At 41.7% G+C, this 14,078-nt stretch carries 11 protein-coding genes and 1 tRNA gene; 9 read left to right on the forward strand and 3 right to left on the reverse strand.

Annotation, left to right across the window (positions count from 1 at the left end):
• Positions 1-282: 282 nt before the first annotated feature.
• From nadA to gntR, 3 genes are all read left to right on the forward strand, one after another.
• On the forward strand, positions 283-1,323 hold the full coding sequence (gene nadA, locus ENH88_RS19415; protein WP_304184825.1) for a quinolinate synthase NadA: 1,041 nt from the start codon (positions 283-285) through the stop codon (positions 1,321-1,323).
• A gap of 148 nt (positions 1,324-1,471) precedes the next feature.
• Positions 1,472-1,561 (forward strand) — tRNA-Ser (locus ENH88_RS19420).
• 193 nt (positions 1,562-1,754) lie between these two features.
• A complete protein-coding gene (gene gntR, locus ENH88_RS19425) occupies positions 1,755-2,762 on the forward strand; it encodes a gluconate operon transcriptional repressor GntR (protein WP_304184827.1) in 1,008 nt (335 codons plus the stop codon).
• A 42-nt stretch (positions 2,763-2,804) separates the two neighbouring features.
• Here the strand turns inward: gntR and gntU are convergent, their stop codons facing one another.
• Positions 2,805-4,148, reverse strand: coding sequence for a gluconate transporter (gntU, locus tag ENH88_RS19430; RefSeq protein WP_304184828.1), 1,344 nt, complete (start codon positions 4,146-4,148; stop codon positions 2,805-2,807).
• Positions 4,149-4,299: 151 nt separating this feature from the next.
• Here gntU and ENH88_RS19435 point away from each other — a divergent pair, with 151 nt between their 5' ends.
• Positions 4,300-4,812, forward strand: coding sequence for a gluconokinase (locus tag ENH88_RS19435; protein ID WP_304184829.1), 513 nt, complete (start codon positions 4,300-4,302; stop codon positions 4,810-4,812).
• Positions 4,813-4,897: 85 nt separating this feature from the next.
• Here ENH88_RS19435 and ENH88_RS19440 read toward each other — a convergent pair whose 3' ends face one another.
• Together ENH88_RS19440 and ENH88_RS19445 are read right to left on the reverse strand one after the other, a co-directional pair.
• Complete coding sequence (locus ENH88_RS19440; RefSeq protein ID WP_192540524.1) at positions 4,898-5,293, reverse strand: DUF2750 domain-containing protein; 396 nt, start codon at positions 5,291-5,293, stop codon at positions 4,898-4,900.
• 72 nt (positions 5,294-5,365) lie between these two features.
• Complete coding sequence (locus ENH88_RS19445) at positions 5,366-5,947, reverse strand: TetR/AcrR family transcriptional regulator (protein WP_304184830.1); 582 nt, start codon at positions 5,945-5,947, stop codon at positions 5,366-5,368.
• A gap of 125 nt (positions 5,948-6,072) precedes the next feature.
• Here ENH88_RS19445 and ENH88_RS19450 point away from each other — a divergent pair, with 125 nt between their 5' ends.
• The 5 genes from ENH88_RS19450 (at position 6,073) to ENH88_RS19470 (ending at position 14,050) form a co-directional block, all read left to right on the forward strand.
• Positions 6,073-7,116, forward strand: coding sequence for an alkene reductase (locus ENH88_RS19450; RefSeq protein WP_304184831.1), 1,044 nt, complete (start codon positions 6,073-6,075; stop codon positions 7,114-7,116).
• Positions 7,117-7,272: 156 nt separating this feature from the next.
• Positions 7,273-9,312, forward strand: a complete 2,040-nt coding sequence (locus ENH88_RS19455) for an EAL domain-containing protein (protein WP_304184834.1) — start codon at positions 7,273-7,275, stop codon at positions 9,310-9,312.
• 121 nt (positions 9,313-9,433) lie between these two features.
• Positions 9,434-11,788: a TonB-dependent receptor domain-containing protein gene (locus ENH88_RS19460; protein WP_304184837.1), complete on the forward strand. Its 2,355-nt coding sequence runs from the start codon at positions 9,434-9,436 to the stop codon at positions 11,786-11,788.
• 61 nt (positions 11,789-11,849) lie between these two features.
• Complete coding sequence (locus ENH88_RS19465) at positions 11,850-12,977, forward strand: alkaline phosphatase family protein (RefSeq protein ID WP_304184840.1); 1,128 nt, start codon at positions 11,850-11,852, stop codon at positions 12,975-12,977.
• A gap of 41 nt (positions 12,978-13,018) precedes the next feature.
• A complete protein-coding gene (locus tag ENH88_RS19470; RefSeq protein WP_414704870.1) occupies positions 13,019-14,050 on the forward strand; it encodes an alkaline phosphatase D family protein in 1,032 nt (343 codons plus the stop codon).
• Positions 14,051-14,078 lie beyond the last annotated feature (28 nt).

The following is a 14,078-nucleotide window of genomic DNA, read 5'->3' on the forward strand; positions in this document are numbered from 1 at the left end:
AGCTCAGTTGGTAGAGCAGTGGACTTTTAATCCATTGGTCGATGGTTCAAGTCCATCATGACCCACCATTTTGGTATCTCCGCATTAGATTAAATCTAACCGTTTGTTTTGTTAAACCTTACTCTCCTGATATTCGAAATTCTCACTCTTCACAGTCAATTAGCCAATAGCTAAAATATAAATACGTTAATCAAATTGGTATTTATGCACACTACTGTTATTTAGTTTTATATTCTCGTATAATTCGCCCCATAATTGCACTGTAGATTAAGTGGTCGAGAAATGAGTTTAGCTCAAACTATTATGCCTGAAGGTTATATCTTTCCTCCTAAACCAGCTCCATTAAATAATGAAGAGCAAGCGCAATACAAAGCACGTATCAAACAATTATTGATTGATAAAAATGCTGTATTGGTTGCCCATTATTATACTGATCCTGAAATTCAAGCGCTTGCTGAAGAAACTGGCGGCTGCGTTGCTGACTCGTTAGAAATGGCGCGCTTTGGTGCCAAGCACGATGCTGACATGATCATTGTTGCCGGTGTACGTTTTATGGGTGAAACAGCTAAAATATTAACCCCGAATAAAACCGTGGTTATGCCAACCCTTGAAGCAACCTGCTCGCTTGATATTGGTTGCCCAATTGAAGAGTTCTCAGCATTTTGTGATCAGCACCCCGATCGCAAAGTGGTTGTGTATGCCAATACCTCGACTGCTGTTAAAGCACGCGCAGATTGGATCGTAACCTCATCGTGTGCGCTTGAGATTGTTGAGCATCTTGATGAAATGGGCGAAAAAATCATTTGGGGCCCAGACAAACACTTAGGTGCCTATATTCAAAAAAATACCGGCGCCGACATGATCATGTGGAATGGCGCATGTATCGTGCATGACGAGTTTAAAACCAAAGCATTAAAAGACATGAAAGCGCTGTATCCAGATGCGGGCGTATTAGTACACCCAGAATCACCAGCAGAGATTGTAGCGTTAGCGGATGCGGTAGGCTCAACCAGTCAATTGATCAAAGCAGCGCAAACAATGGCTAACCAAAAGTTTATTGTTGCCACCGATCGCGGCATTTTTTATAAAATGCAGCAGCTTTGTCCTGATAAAGAATTTGTTGCCGCACCGACTGCAGGTGAAGGCGCAACATGTAAGAGTTGTGCGCACTGCCCGTGGATGGCAATGAACGGCCTCAAAGCGATTGAGGAAGCGTTATTAGATGCAACTGGTAAGGAAGTGTTTGTAGATATGGACCTTCGTGAAGGCGCACTCAAGTCGCTTAATCGTATGCTCGATTTCTCAGCGTCATTACAACGCTAAACCAAGTTATAAAGATAAGGCCGCTGATACTGCTATCAGCGGCCTTTTTTGTTTGTTTACTAGGCAGTTAACAGGCAAAAGGAAAAAACACCTTGCACCACAGAGCGTGATTTCATACTATTACGCCGCGTTATACATTAACGCCTGCGGTGAGGTGGCTGAGTGGCTGAAGGCGCACGCCTGGAAAGTGTGTTTAGGTTAATCCCTAACGAGGGTTCGAATCCCTCCCTCACCGCCATTATTTAATATTAAGACGGCCTTTTTAATTTTTACCGATGTGTACTTTCCTTTATCCTTCCAATACTTGCTTTTTTAACCCTATCCGTATTTCTATTATCTGCTAATGAGTATTAAATAAAGAGTTTGCTGCAGTGGCTAATTGCAACCGAAATTGTTATGTTGCAGGTAACATTTAAAATACATTATCTGTAATGAAAAAAAGTAAACGCTCCTCTTTGCAAGATATTGCCGATGCGGTAGGGATGACTAAAATGACGGTAAGTCGTTATTTAAAAAGTCCTACGAAAGTATCTGAGGCTACGCGCAGTAAAATCAGTGCAGCGATTGACCTACTTGGTTATATACCTAATAAAGCCCCTGATTTATTATCAAATGCGAAAAGCTTTTCTATCGGCGTGCTGGTTCCATCATTGACTAACCAAGTGTTTGCGCAAGTGATCCGAGGAATTGAAGAAGTAGTCGAACCGGCAGGTTATCAAACCATGCTCGCGCATTATGGTTATAGCCCTGCAGTGGAAGAGAAAAGGGTAGAGTATCTATTGTCTTATCATGTTGATGGCTTGATATTATCTGAGACAACCCATACCGAGCGAACTCGGCAAATGATAAAAATGGCAGGCATTCCAGTTGTCGAAATAATGGATATTAATCATCCTCCCATCCAATATTCAATTGGCTTTGATAATATTAAAGCGGCCTTTGATATGACTAACGCACTGATAGATAAAGGCTATAAGAATATTGTTTATTTGGGTGCTAGGCTTGATATGAGAACGAAGCTTAAACTGCAAGGTTATGCCGCTGCGATGATTAAAAGGGGATTAACACCTAGAGACATCATGACAGATAAGCCATCGTCATACAGTTTAGGCGCAAAGCTGATATTACAAACACTCAAAGATTACCCAGATACAGACTGTGTTTTTTGTACCAATGATGACTTGGCGGTAGGTGCGATTTTCGAGTGTCAAAAAAATAATATAGCAGTACCGCAGCAGATGGCTATTGTTGGTTTTCATGGTCACGATGTTGGTCAATCTATGGTGCCGCAACTGGCCAGTGTAATAACGCCGCGGCAACACATTGGGAATCTTGCTGGGGAAAGGTTATTGAGCGTTATTGATAGCAAACAGGATGAAGTAGATTACGAGTCGGTTTTTGATGTTGGTTATAAAATTAACTTAGGTGAAAGTGCTTAGTATTGAAAATGCTCAAGCGAATATAGCTTGAACATTTAATCGCTATAGAAACAGCGAGATCATTATCGCGACTATCGCACCGCATGTACCAATAATTGTTTCCATCACCGTCCATGTTTTAAGAGTTTGCATTTCAGTTAGACCAAGGTAGCGACTTGCCAGCCAAAACCCCGAATCATTAACATGAGAGAGTACGATAGAGCCACCACCAATCGCAATGGTGATTGCAGCAAGCTGTGCACCACTGAGCCCTAGAGGCGCTAACATCGGGGTAATTAAACCACATGCTGTTAGCATAGCAACGGTTGCAGAGCCCTGAATGACCCTAACCGCTGCTGACAACACAAACGCTAAAATAACAATCGGTAAACCCGATCCTGCAAGGTAATTACCCAGTGCATCACCAACACCAGAATCAATTAACACTTGCTTGAACACGCCACCTGCGCCAGTTACCAGAATAATGACTCCCGCAGGTTGCAGCGCACTAGTGCAGATCTCCATTATTCTGTTATTAGGCACCCCTCTTTTTATACCAAGTAGGTAAAACGCCATTAAACAGGCGGTTATAATTGCAGTAAATGGATGACCAATAAATGCAAGCCAATGTGCGATGCTCGAGTCATTTTGCACCAATCGGCCACCTAAGGTATTTAAGCTGATCATAATCAAAGGTAAAGCGATTAAACCAAGGGCAAGCGCGAAGCTAGGTATTCCTTCGCCTGCTCTTATGTCGTTAGCTGTTTGAGCATGAGAGGGGAGTTCAACATGAATAGACTTAGAAATAAAAGCCCCCCAAATAGGGCCGCCAAGTAACATCGCTGGAATACCTGCCAGTAAGCCAAACAAAATCATATAGCCGTAGTCAGCACCTAATTCAGATGCCACTAAAATAGGACCTGGGGCCGGAATTAAAAATGCTTGGCAAGATGCGATCCCTGCCAGTAAACCAATGCCAATTTTAATGACACTGCCGCCGCCTTTTCTGACCACGGCAAAAGCAATGCCAATTAATAGAACCACAGCAACATCAAAAAATAACGGTAAAGCGCAAATAAAACCCGTAAAGGTCAGTGCCCAATTGGCATTTTTATCACCAAACCTGTGTAAAAGAGTATGTGCAATACGATCAAGTGCACCAGTTTCTTCCATAACCTTGCCAAACATAGCACCTAAGGCAACCACTACAGCAACAAAGCCTAGGGTGCCAGCCATGCCTTTTTCAATGGTTTTGGTGATCGTTTCAGGGCTCATGCCTGAGCTCAATCCGGCGATCATCGAGACTAATATCAAAGCAACAACAGCGTGTAGCCTGACTTTCATTACGAGAAAAAGTAATAAAAAGATAGATCCCACGGCCGTTAAAATTAAAGATAAATCTGACATATACTTCCTACTTAATACTATTTAAATTATTTTTCGGTTAATTTTTGTTTAACTTCACATAATCAATTGTTACGGGTAACATACTACCTGTAACTAAAAATAATAAATACATTGAAAGCAATGAATTTAAAATTAAATAGAGGTTAATCAAGTGAGCCAAACAGCAACTGGGCGTATATTTATTATTATGGGCGTATCAAGCACTGGCAAATCAAGTGTTGGCTCAGCATTAGCAAAAAAAATGAACGTTAAGTTTATTGATGGTGATGATCTGCATCCAAAAGCAAATATATTAAAAATGGCTGCTGGGGAGCCACTTAATGATAATGACAGAACCCCTTGGTTAGAAAGAATTCGTGATGCTGCTTTTAGTATTGAAAAGAAAAATGAAGTGGCTGTTATTGTTTGCTCTGCATTAAAACAAAAATACCGCCAGCAAATATGTGATGGTAATGTGGGTATCACTTTTTTACATCTTTACGGTGAGTTTGCATTAGTGAAAAAAAGAATGCGGGATAGGAGAGGCCACTTTATGCCAGTAGAACTGTTAAAAAGCCAGTTTGATACGCTGGAAATGCCGGATGAAAACAATGTAATTACTATCGATATAGACCAACCATTTGCAGACGTAGTTGAAAGTTGTTTTAAAGCGACCGCGCTATAACTTTTAAAGTGCTCATTTTTAGGGGATGTGTGGATAATAAAAATCGCAGGAAACCAAGAGTCACCTGCGATTTATACATATATAATTAGTAACGTTTTTTAGGTGCTTTTAGCTGTGAATCAAATTCATCTGGAAATAAAATTGTGCCGTCGTCTTCTTCCGTTGGAAAAACGGCGATGAGTAAATCATCTTGTTCAAGGCCGGGGGTCCAGCGTGAATGCCAGTCCTTTAATGGGATCGCTTTTGCTGTGCAGTTTTCCCATTCACCCGTAGCCCATGCTTCGGCGTAAATGCGTTCTGGCCATACTGGTACACAATCATCATCTTCGTTGGCAAGCATTACACAGCCATCGTCGTCATTTAATATCCAAACTTGCTTGAATTCGTGGACTGTCTCAAACATAAAAGCCAGTCTCTTTTTGGCTCCTAAATTTAGAATAGTCTCAAATTTTTCAGATGCGGTTGCTGTTGCATTACTCATTAATAGACTCTCTCTAGAATGGCTTAGGTATAGTATATTGACTATTATGACAAAATGTCGATTAGTTAAAAATTAATTACACATTGCGTGGTATAAATCGTCGGCGAGTTGGCTTAGATCTTGTTCGTTACGGTTAGTCAGTGCATAGGTTCGCAAGCCGTAAAGACCCATCGCTAAAAAACGAGCTAGATGCTCAGCTGTGCGTGTATTTGGGATTTCACCTTCTTTTATCGCGCGCTCAAATTGTTCGGCAAGGGCGTTTTCGTAGGCGTTTAAATTAGCCATTAGTACTTGGCTTATTTGTAAATCTTGTCCTTCAACTTCACTAATACTTTTTGTAAGCAAGCATACTTTCATCGCATCACCACAAACGCACTCTTTGATAATTGCATCCAAATAAAGGCGCAGGCTAGGTAATACTGGTTTATGTTCACAAAATAGCGCTGTGAATTGTTGGTTACGATCAGTTTGATATTGCTCAATTGCCGCTAAAAAAATGCCTTTTTTATTACCAAATGCCGCATATAAAGAGCCTGGATGCAGTGCAGTAACTTGCGTTAATTTTTGCATACTGGTTTTGGCATAACCGCATTGCATAAAAGCAAGCATCGCTTGGCGCAGTACATACTCGCGGTCAAATTCGGCTACTCTCATAGTGCTCTCTTATTGTGTTGGTGAAGGCAGTTTACTTAATCTTGAACAAATATTCAAAAATAGACTTGAATATTTTAGGGTACGCCCTTATCTTGAATATACATTCAAGATAAGGATTGATAATAATGACCACAGAACTACTGCAACCATTTAAACTTAATAACAGTATAGCATTACAAAACCGTATACTGATGGCGCCATTAACGCGTTGTATGGCAGACGATAACTTAGTACCAACGCAAGCCATGGTTGACTATTATGCGCGCCGTGCAGATGCGGGCTTAATTATCAGCGAAGCCACGATTATTCGCCCTGATGCACAAGGTTACCCGAATACACCAGGTTTATTTACCAGCGAGCAAATTCAAGGCTGGAGAAAAGTAACCGACGCAGTACACGCTAACGGCGGTAAAATATTTGCACAACTATGGCATGTAGGCCGTGTAGCACATCCACACTTTTTTGACGGCGAAGTCTTAGCACCATCAGCCATTGGTGTGGAAGGCTCAGTACCACGGATGCGTGAGTTAACTTACCAAACACCAAAAGCGGCCACCCTTGAAGATATTAAAGGCCTAATAGCTGATTACGTAAAAGCGGCTGAAAACGCAGTAGAAGCAGGCTTTGACGGCGTTGAAATTCATGGCGCAAATGGCTATCTGATTGATCAGTTTTTACATTTCGCAGCCAATGAGCGCACTGATGAATACGGGCAAACCCCTGAAAATATGGCACGCTTTGCTTTAGCAGTGGTTGATGGCGTTATCGCAGCAATTGGCGCTGATAAAACAGCACTGCGCTTATCACCGGGTGCTTATTTTAATATGAGCGAAGATAACCGTGACCAAGCCGTATTTGATTATTTACTCGCTCAGCTAAACACGCGTAAACTTGCCTACTTACATGGTGGTATTTTTGATGACAGCATGCGCTTTGCAAGCTTGGGGAATAAAACCACGTCTGAGTACTTACGCGAGCACTTTAGTGGCACGCTGGTTGGCGTGGGTGGTTATGACTATGAGAGTGCCACCACGGCGATAAATGACAATAAATTTGACTTAATTGCCATTGGCCGTCCATTTATTGCAAACCCTGATTATGTGAGCAAAATTGCCAACAATGAACAGTTAGTTGCATACGATGAAAGTATGTTGGCTGAACTTATTTAAGCTAAGTCAGTAAAAGTTATATACCACCGTTATCGGTGGTATTTTTTTGCACGTGACAATGTTATATCGGCCATGTTAAAGCGTTGTTTTAAATTATTAACAATTGCAGGGTAAATAAATTATACTCGGTTACATAAATTAATTTTGAGAAGTACTGTGTTGGTTCTAAAGCAACTCAATATACTGTTTTCTGTGTTTGCTCAATCGCGCTATATTATTTCATTACGCGAAGCATTTATTGCATTGATCCCGTATTTTGTAAGCTCCGCATTGGCAATTCTAGTATTAAACCTTGCCGTTAATTTTGCTTTTTTATCCCCCGACGATCTGCTGTATCGCGTTATTGAACATAGCTCGAATATCATTTTTGTCTTATTCCCTTTAATGGTCGCACTTTCGGTAGGCTTTCATTTATCAAAAAATTTAGGCAACAGTGCTGTGGTTGGCAGTATGTTAGCGTTAGTGGGGTTTTGCGCGCATAGCGATTTTTTAACGTTTAACAATGGTGAGCTTGCTGTCAACGGTACTGGTGCATCGGCTTATGCTGTATTAGTGCCGTCTTTAACCAGTTACTTGCTGATGTTGGGGTATAAATTGACCCCTAAGCACTGGCTCGAGTTACCACTAATTAGTGATTTTTTAAAAGAAAAACTATCTTTGGTCCTGCCTTTTAGTTTGGCATTTTTTGCGCTGTATTTAATTGTGCCCTTGATTGAAGTGAGCGTGCAATCAGCATTGCTCTATGTTGTACCAAACGGCGATGATAGCAGCGTCGCAATGCAATTATTTAAACGTATGATCATCGTTCATAGTTTTTGGTTTTTCGGTGTGCATGGTGATAACGCCTATGCAATGATGTTTGAACAACTGTTTTTACACCAACATATTGTGCCGGGTTTAACGGCAAAAACATTTTACGATACCTTTGTGCTGATAGGTGGAACGGGCTGTTTTATTGGCTTAATCGTTGCTGCATTTCTATTGCCAAATGGCAGCCACGAAAAAAGCATTGCAAAAATATCGATCCCGTTTTCGTTATTTAATTTCTGCGAAATTATCTTGTTTGCACTCCCTGTATTTTTAAACCCTCTGTTGTTAGTGCCCTTTATTTTAGTGCCGTGCTTTAACTTTCTGATCAGTTATTTTTTATTATCGAGTGGGGTAATCGGTTACCAAGAAGTGACCATTAGCTGGATGACGCCAACCATCATCAACGGTGCTATGGTTGGCACTGATGCATCCGCAGCTGTGTATCAAGTATTTTTGATACTTTGTAATGCTTGTATTTATTACCCATTTTTACGTTTAAGCAGTGAAAAAAATAATTACCAAATGGCGTTTAATAAACTCAGTAGCCAATTAAATGTGAGTGAGCGATTTGCCGCGAACTCTGAGCAGCGTTTTATCAAGCAACAAAGAGCACAAAACCTTTCCAGCGCGCAACTGACCACCGTGCTAAATACCATTTCAAAAGCAAGGTTAGCCTTGTATTACCAGCCACAAATCGATTTAAGCACGGGCCAAGTAATCGGCTTTGAAGCATTGCTACGCTTACATAATAACGATGGCAGTGTATCGGGTCCTTATTTTTTGGATACCCTGATCATGCACAAGCAAACCGATATCATCGATGGTTGGGTAATTAAGCAAGCGGCGCGTGATTTAACTCAGTGGCGTAATGTGGGCTTTAAGCCAAACATCAGTATTAATGTTAATCCTGATGTGCTTATCAACACCGCAATGGTTGAGAAAATTTGCCAGCTGTTTGTTGGGTTTGCTGATCAAGTGAAAATCGAAATTGTTGAATCAAGCTACCTCGAACAACAAATCATCGTGACGCAAAATATCAACAAGCTGCGCGCTCATAATATCGAAACTGTGCTGGATGACTTTGGTACGGGGTATTCAAGTTTATCTATGTTGACTCATTTCCCAGTAAAGCACGTTAAATTAGATCGCCAGTTTTTACTGCAATGCCAGCAAGATGCTGGCCGGATCCTCTATCAACAAGTTACCGAGTTATTTGCCAAGCTTGGCTTTGCTGTTGTTGCCGAAGGCATAGAAACACACGCAGAGGAGCAGTGGGTGAAAAGTTTAGGGATCACGACAGCACAAGGTTGGTTATACGCTCCCGCAATGCTACGTAATGAAGTGATAAGCTTTACCCAAACCCGTAATAATTCCGGCAAGTTGTAAGTAGCTGCCATAAAAGTTCTATATTTGTTTAATCATTGTGTCAACATTCTGGACCTATTTTGTCATAAATCCTCGCCATACTGTGCCCGCATCCAAAATAACAATTGCAAATGGGACAATAATGCGTACTTTGACAAAACAATCGACTCTGAGCCTTGCTATCGCTTTGGCTTTTTCAACTAACAGCTTTGCCAATAATAATGAAATAGAAGAAGTCACTGTAGTGGCTAAACCAACCAGTTACGCCAATAGTGTGATTGAACAATCAATGATTGAGCAACAAAGCTCAGTATCAAGTGTCTTGGCGGTGATTGATAACTTGCCTGGTATCAGTATTAACGAAGGTGATGCATTTGGTGGTGATGATTGGTCAACCACGATCACCATGCGTGGCTTTAGCATTGACGGCAACCAACAGCAATTAGGTATGACTGTTGATGGCATTCCAAATGGTGGCTCAAATTATGGTGGCGGTGCAAAAGCGAACCGTTATTTAGACAGCGAAAATTTAGCCACGGTAGAAGTAGGCCAAGGTACCTCAGATATCGCCTCAGCCTCACTTGAGGCTTTAGGTGGTACGTTTAACTTTGTCAGTAAAGATCCAAGCCTTGAAAAAAGCACCACCTTTGCTTATACCAATGGCGATCATAATGCCTCACGTTATTACTTTAAACATGAAACAGGCAGCATTTTTAACAACACCCAAGCCTATGTGAGTTACTCGCAAACTGATACAAGCCGTTGGATAGGCGATGGCAGCAATGGTGGTAAAGATAACCAACATGCTGAGCTTAAGTTTGTATCAAACTTTGACGCGTTAACCCTGACAGGGCGCTTGTCGTATGACGATGTTAGCGAAACAAACTACAACAGCGTAAGCCTTGAACAATTTGCACAAACGCCAGATTGGGATCAACTAACGTGGAATTGGACAGGCACTCCGCACTTTGACCAAATGTTTGCAGAAGGTTGGGGCACGTTACGCGAAAACACCTTAGGTTATTTAAAGTTTGAATACGCTATTTCACCGTCGTCATTACTTACAGTCAGCCCGTATTATCATAAAAACTCAGGCCGAGGGGACTGGATCCCACCGTATTTAACCTCACCCGTTGATGAAAATGGCAACCCAACCACAGAAGGTGGCAGTAATGCCGGCTCGTATGGCTTTGTAGATAGTGATGGTAAGCCACTGGCGCCAAACGAAGGTTGCACGCAAAGTTTAAGTTGGCCGTGGGAATCGGGCCCTGGCTTAAACCCAGCATGTTATTCAGCAGATGCCACACCTGTGATGTCGTATCGTCATACTCATTATGATAAAAACCGTTTAGGTTTAACCGCTAATTACCAATTAACGCTTGGTATGCACGATATTGAAGCGGGTATTTGGTATGAGCAATCAGAGCGCGATGAATCGCGTGATTGGCATAAAGTAATTGATGCTCGTGTCTATCATCACTTTGACAGCACCCCATACTGGACTCAGTATAAAAACACCTTTGATACCGACACCTTCAAATGGTACTTGCAAGACTCAATGGCGCTGGGCGATTTCACCTTAAACATGGGTGCCAAGCAATATTTGGTGGAGTTACAAAAGTATGACCATTTTAATGATATCAGCTCAGATAAAGTAGACAGTGACTCAGATGTACTGTTTAGCGCAGGTGTGCTTTATCAGCTTAATAGCAGCACCGAGTTATTCGCCAGTTACAGCGAAAATTTTGCAGCAATTAAAGATGGCGTACTTGAGCGCGACAGCTCAACGCTTACCGATATTGAGCCAGAAACCGCTGAAAATATTGATTTTGGTGTACGTTATAACGCTGACCGTTTAAGCCTTACGGCAACCGCTTATTCAATTGAGTTTGAAAACCGTATTACTTTTATTGCCCCGGGTAGTGATACCAGCGGTATTGATTACACTATAGGCACTAATGGTTCGTACATTAATGTGGGCGGTATTGAATCACAAGGTTTTGAATTATCAGCAAGCTATATGCTAACCAATGAGTGGAATATCTACACTTCGTACACTAACAATAGCTCTGAATACGCCTCTGACGACCCAAGTTCATATGCAAACGGTGAGCTAATTGATGGTGCAGGGCCAAGCTTTAGAGCGGGCGATGATGTAATCGATGCACCAAGTGATATGTTTGTGCTCTCTACTGATTACTACAGCGGTGATTTCCGTTTTGGTATTTCAGCCAAATACACAGGTGAGCGTTTAGGTGCATGGACGGATGAACAAACCCGCACTCGCAATGAGGTTGATGGTTATACCGTGATTGATTTTAACGCAGGCTACTACTACGCTGAAGTAAATGCAGGGGCATTTAAATCAATCGACATTGCCTTTGCAGTGACTAACCTAACAGATAAACAATACCTTGCTGGTGGCACAGGTAATGGCTCTACTTACTTTATTGGTGCACCGCGCACAGCGGCACTGACATTTACTGCTAATTTCTAAGCTATAGTGTAAACACAAAGCCCATCATTGATGGGCTTTTTGCTATTTTTATAGGTGAAAAATGAAAAAATTAATCAAACTAAATTTACTAGGCATAGTGCTGTTAACCAGCCAATTGGCAGTTGCCACGCAAAATGTAGTGTTAGTCACGCTTGATGGCGTGCGCTGGCAAGAGGTGTTTAACGGCGCGGATGCTAATTTGCTCAGCAACCCTGATTTTGTTAAACACAGCGAACAACTTAAGGCTGAATTTTGGCATGAAGACAGTAAACAACGTCAACAATTGTTAATGCCTTTTATAACGCAAACGGTGGCTAAACAAGGTGCGATTATTGGCGACAGAAGTAATGGCTCTAAGATGTCGGTGAGTAATCCGTGGTATTTCTCATACCCAGGTTACAACGAAATTTTAACGGGGTTTGTTGATGAGGGCATTAACAGTAATGATAAAATTTTAAACCCAAATCAAACCATGCTTGAACTGCTTGAGCAACAGCCTGAATATAAAAACAAAACGGCATTATTTGGCAGTTGGGATGTATTCCCGTTTATTGTTAATGAGCAGCGCAGTGGCGTGTATGTCAATGCCGGCTTTATGCCAATTGCCGAAGGTTTATCAAAAGATGCGGCGCTTTTAAATGCGCTGCAAAATGAGATCCCAAGCCCTTGGCACAATGTCCGTTTTGATAGTTTTACTTATCGGTTTGCTAAAGCGTATATGTTGGCTAACAAGCCTAAATTATTGGTGATAAGCTTAGGTGAAACCGATGATTTTGCCCATGATGGCGCTTACGATCATTATTTAAAGTCAGCTAAGCAAAGTGATGCATTTATTCAAGACTTATGGCAAACCATTCAAACAACGCCGGGCTATAAAAACAACACCACCTTGATCATCACCACAGATCATGGCCGTGGCAGTCACGCTAATGATTGGCAACATCATAGCTCAAAACAAGCGTTAGCAAACTCAGAGCAAGGGCGTAAAGCGTTTCCTGAGGGCATAATTGGCTCTGAACATATTTGGTTTGCAGCAATGGGTCCTGCTATTAAAGCCACCGGTTTAGTTACAACCAAAACCGAGCTTAAACAAGCGCAAGTTGCTGCTACAGTATTAACAGCACTGGGCGAAAGCCCACAACAGATAAATCCTAACATGGCACCGGCGATCGCTGAGGTATTAAAATGAAGTCTGCAAGTACTATGATCACAACAACGCTGCTGGCAAGCATGTTAATGAGTTTTACAGCGTTTAGTTCATCAGAGCAAATAACTGCGCCACAAAAAATTCTGTTTGGATCCTGCGGTCATCAAGATAAAGCGATTTCCATTTTTGATGCGATCAATAAAGAAAATGCCGATTTGTTTATCTTTTTAGGGGATAACATTTATGGTGACACTAACGATATGCAAGTATTAGCTGATAAGTATCAAAAGCTAGGGGCAAAACCAGGCTTTAAAACACTCAGAGCGCAAACGCCGATTATCGCCATGTGGGATGATCACGATTTTGGCCAAAACGATGCGGGCAAAGAATACCCACATAAACAGCAATCACGGCAAATTATGCTCGATTTCTTCCAAGAGCCAAAAGCATCTATTAGGCGTACCCGTGCTGATGGTATTTATACTTCGTACAGATATGGAGAAGGCGAGCAAACAGTGCAGGTGATCATGCCTGATCTACGTTGGAATCGTGATGCACTTAATCCTGTTAGCGAAGCCGAATATCACACTAAACGTAAAGCAAACAATCAAGGCCCATACAGCCCAACTGAGGTAAAAGGCGCGTCGATGCTGGGTGAGGCGCAGTGGCAATGGCTTGAGCAAGAACTGAAAAAGCCCGCAGCAATAAAACTGATTAGCTCAAGTTTGCAGTTGTTGCCTGATTTTACAGGCTGGGAATCATGGGCTAATTTTCCTGAGGACCGCGCGCGTTTATTCACACTTATTAAAAAACACCGCGTAAATGGGGTAATTATTATCAGTGGTGATACACACTGGGGAGAAATTTCAAAATACACTGCTAACCTCGATTACCCATTAACTGAAATGACCAGCTCAGGGTTGACTGAAAAATGGAAAGATGTCAGCCCCAATAAGCACCGCGTTGGGCAATTTACCCATGAAGTAAACTACGGTGATTTAAGCATTGATTGGCAACAAGAAGATCCTGCTATTTCATTGCAGCTTAAAGGCATTGATGGCAAAACCATTATGCAAAGCCAATTTAGTTTGTCGAGTATTAGCCCGTATAAATAACAATGCTAGGCTCACAGCATTATGGATT

The organism is Pseudoalteromonas prydzensis (assembly GCF_011050055.1).
GTDB classification, from domain to species: Bacteria; Pseudomonadota; Gammaproteobacteria; order Enterobacterales; family Alteromonadaceae; genus Pseudoalteromonas; species Pseudoalteromonas prydzensis_A.

Excerpts from the sequence above, each read along its gene's own strand:
- nadA (WP_304184825.1), top strand. The coding sequence starts at position 283 with ATGAGTTTAGCTCAAACTATTATGCCTGAAGGTTATATCTTTCCTCCT.
- gntR (WP_304184827.1), top strand. The coding sequence starts at position 1,755 with ATGAAAAAAAGTAAACGCTCCTCTTTGCAAGATATTGCCGATGCGGTA.
- gntU (WP_304184828.1), bottom strand. The coding sequence starts at position 4,148 with ATGTCAGATTTATCTTTAATTTTAACGGCCGTGGGATCTATCTTTTTA.
- ENH88_RS19440 (WP_192540524.1), bottom strand. The coding sequence starts at position 5,293 with ATGAGTAATGCAACAGCAACCGCATCTGAAAAATTTGAGACTATTCTA.
- ENH88_RS19445 (WP_304184830.1), bottom strand. The coding sequence starts at position 5,947 with ATGAGAGTAGCCGAATTTGACCGCGAGTATGTACTGCGCCAAGCGATG.
- ENH88_RS19450 (WP_304184831.1), top strand. The coding sequence starts at position 6,073 with ATGACCACAGAACTACTGCAACCATTTAAACTTAATAACAGTATAGCA.
- ENH88_RS19460 (WP_304184837.1), top strand. The coding sequence starts at position 9,434 with ATGCGTACTTTGACAAAACAATCGACTCTGAGCCTTGCTATCGCTTTG.
- ENH88_RS19465 (WP_304184840.1), top strand. The coding sequence starts at position 11,850 with ATGAAAAAATTAATCAAACTAAATTTACTAGGCATAGTGCTGTTAACC.
- ENH88_RS19470 (WP_414704870.1), top strand. The coding sequence starts at position 13,019 with ATGTTAATGAGTTTTACAGCGTTTAGTTCATCAGAGCAAATAACTGCG.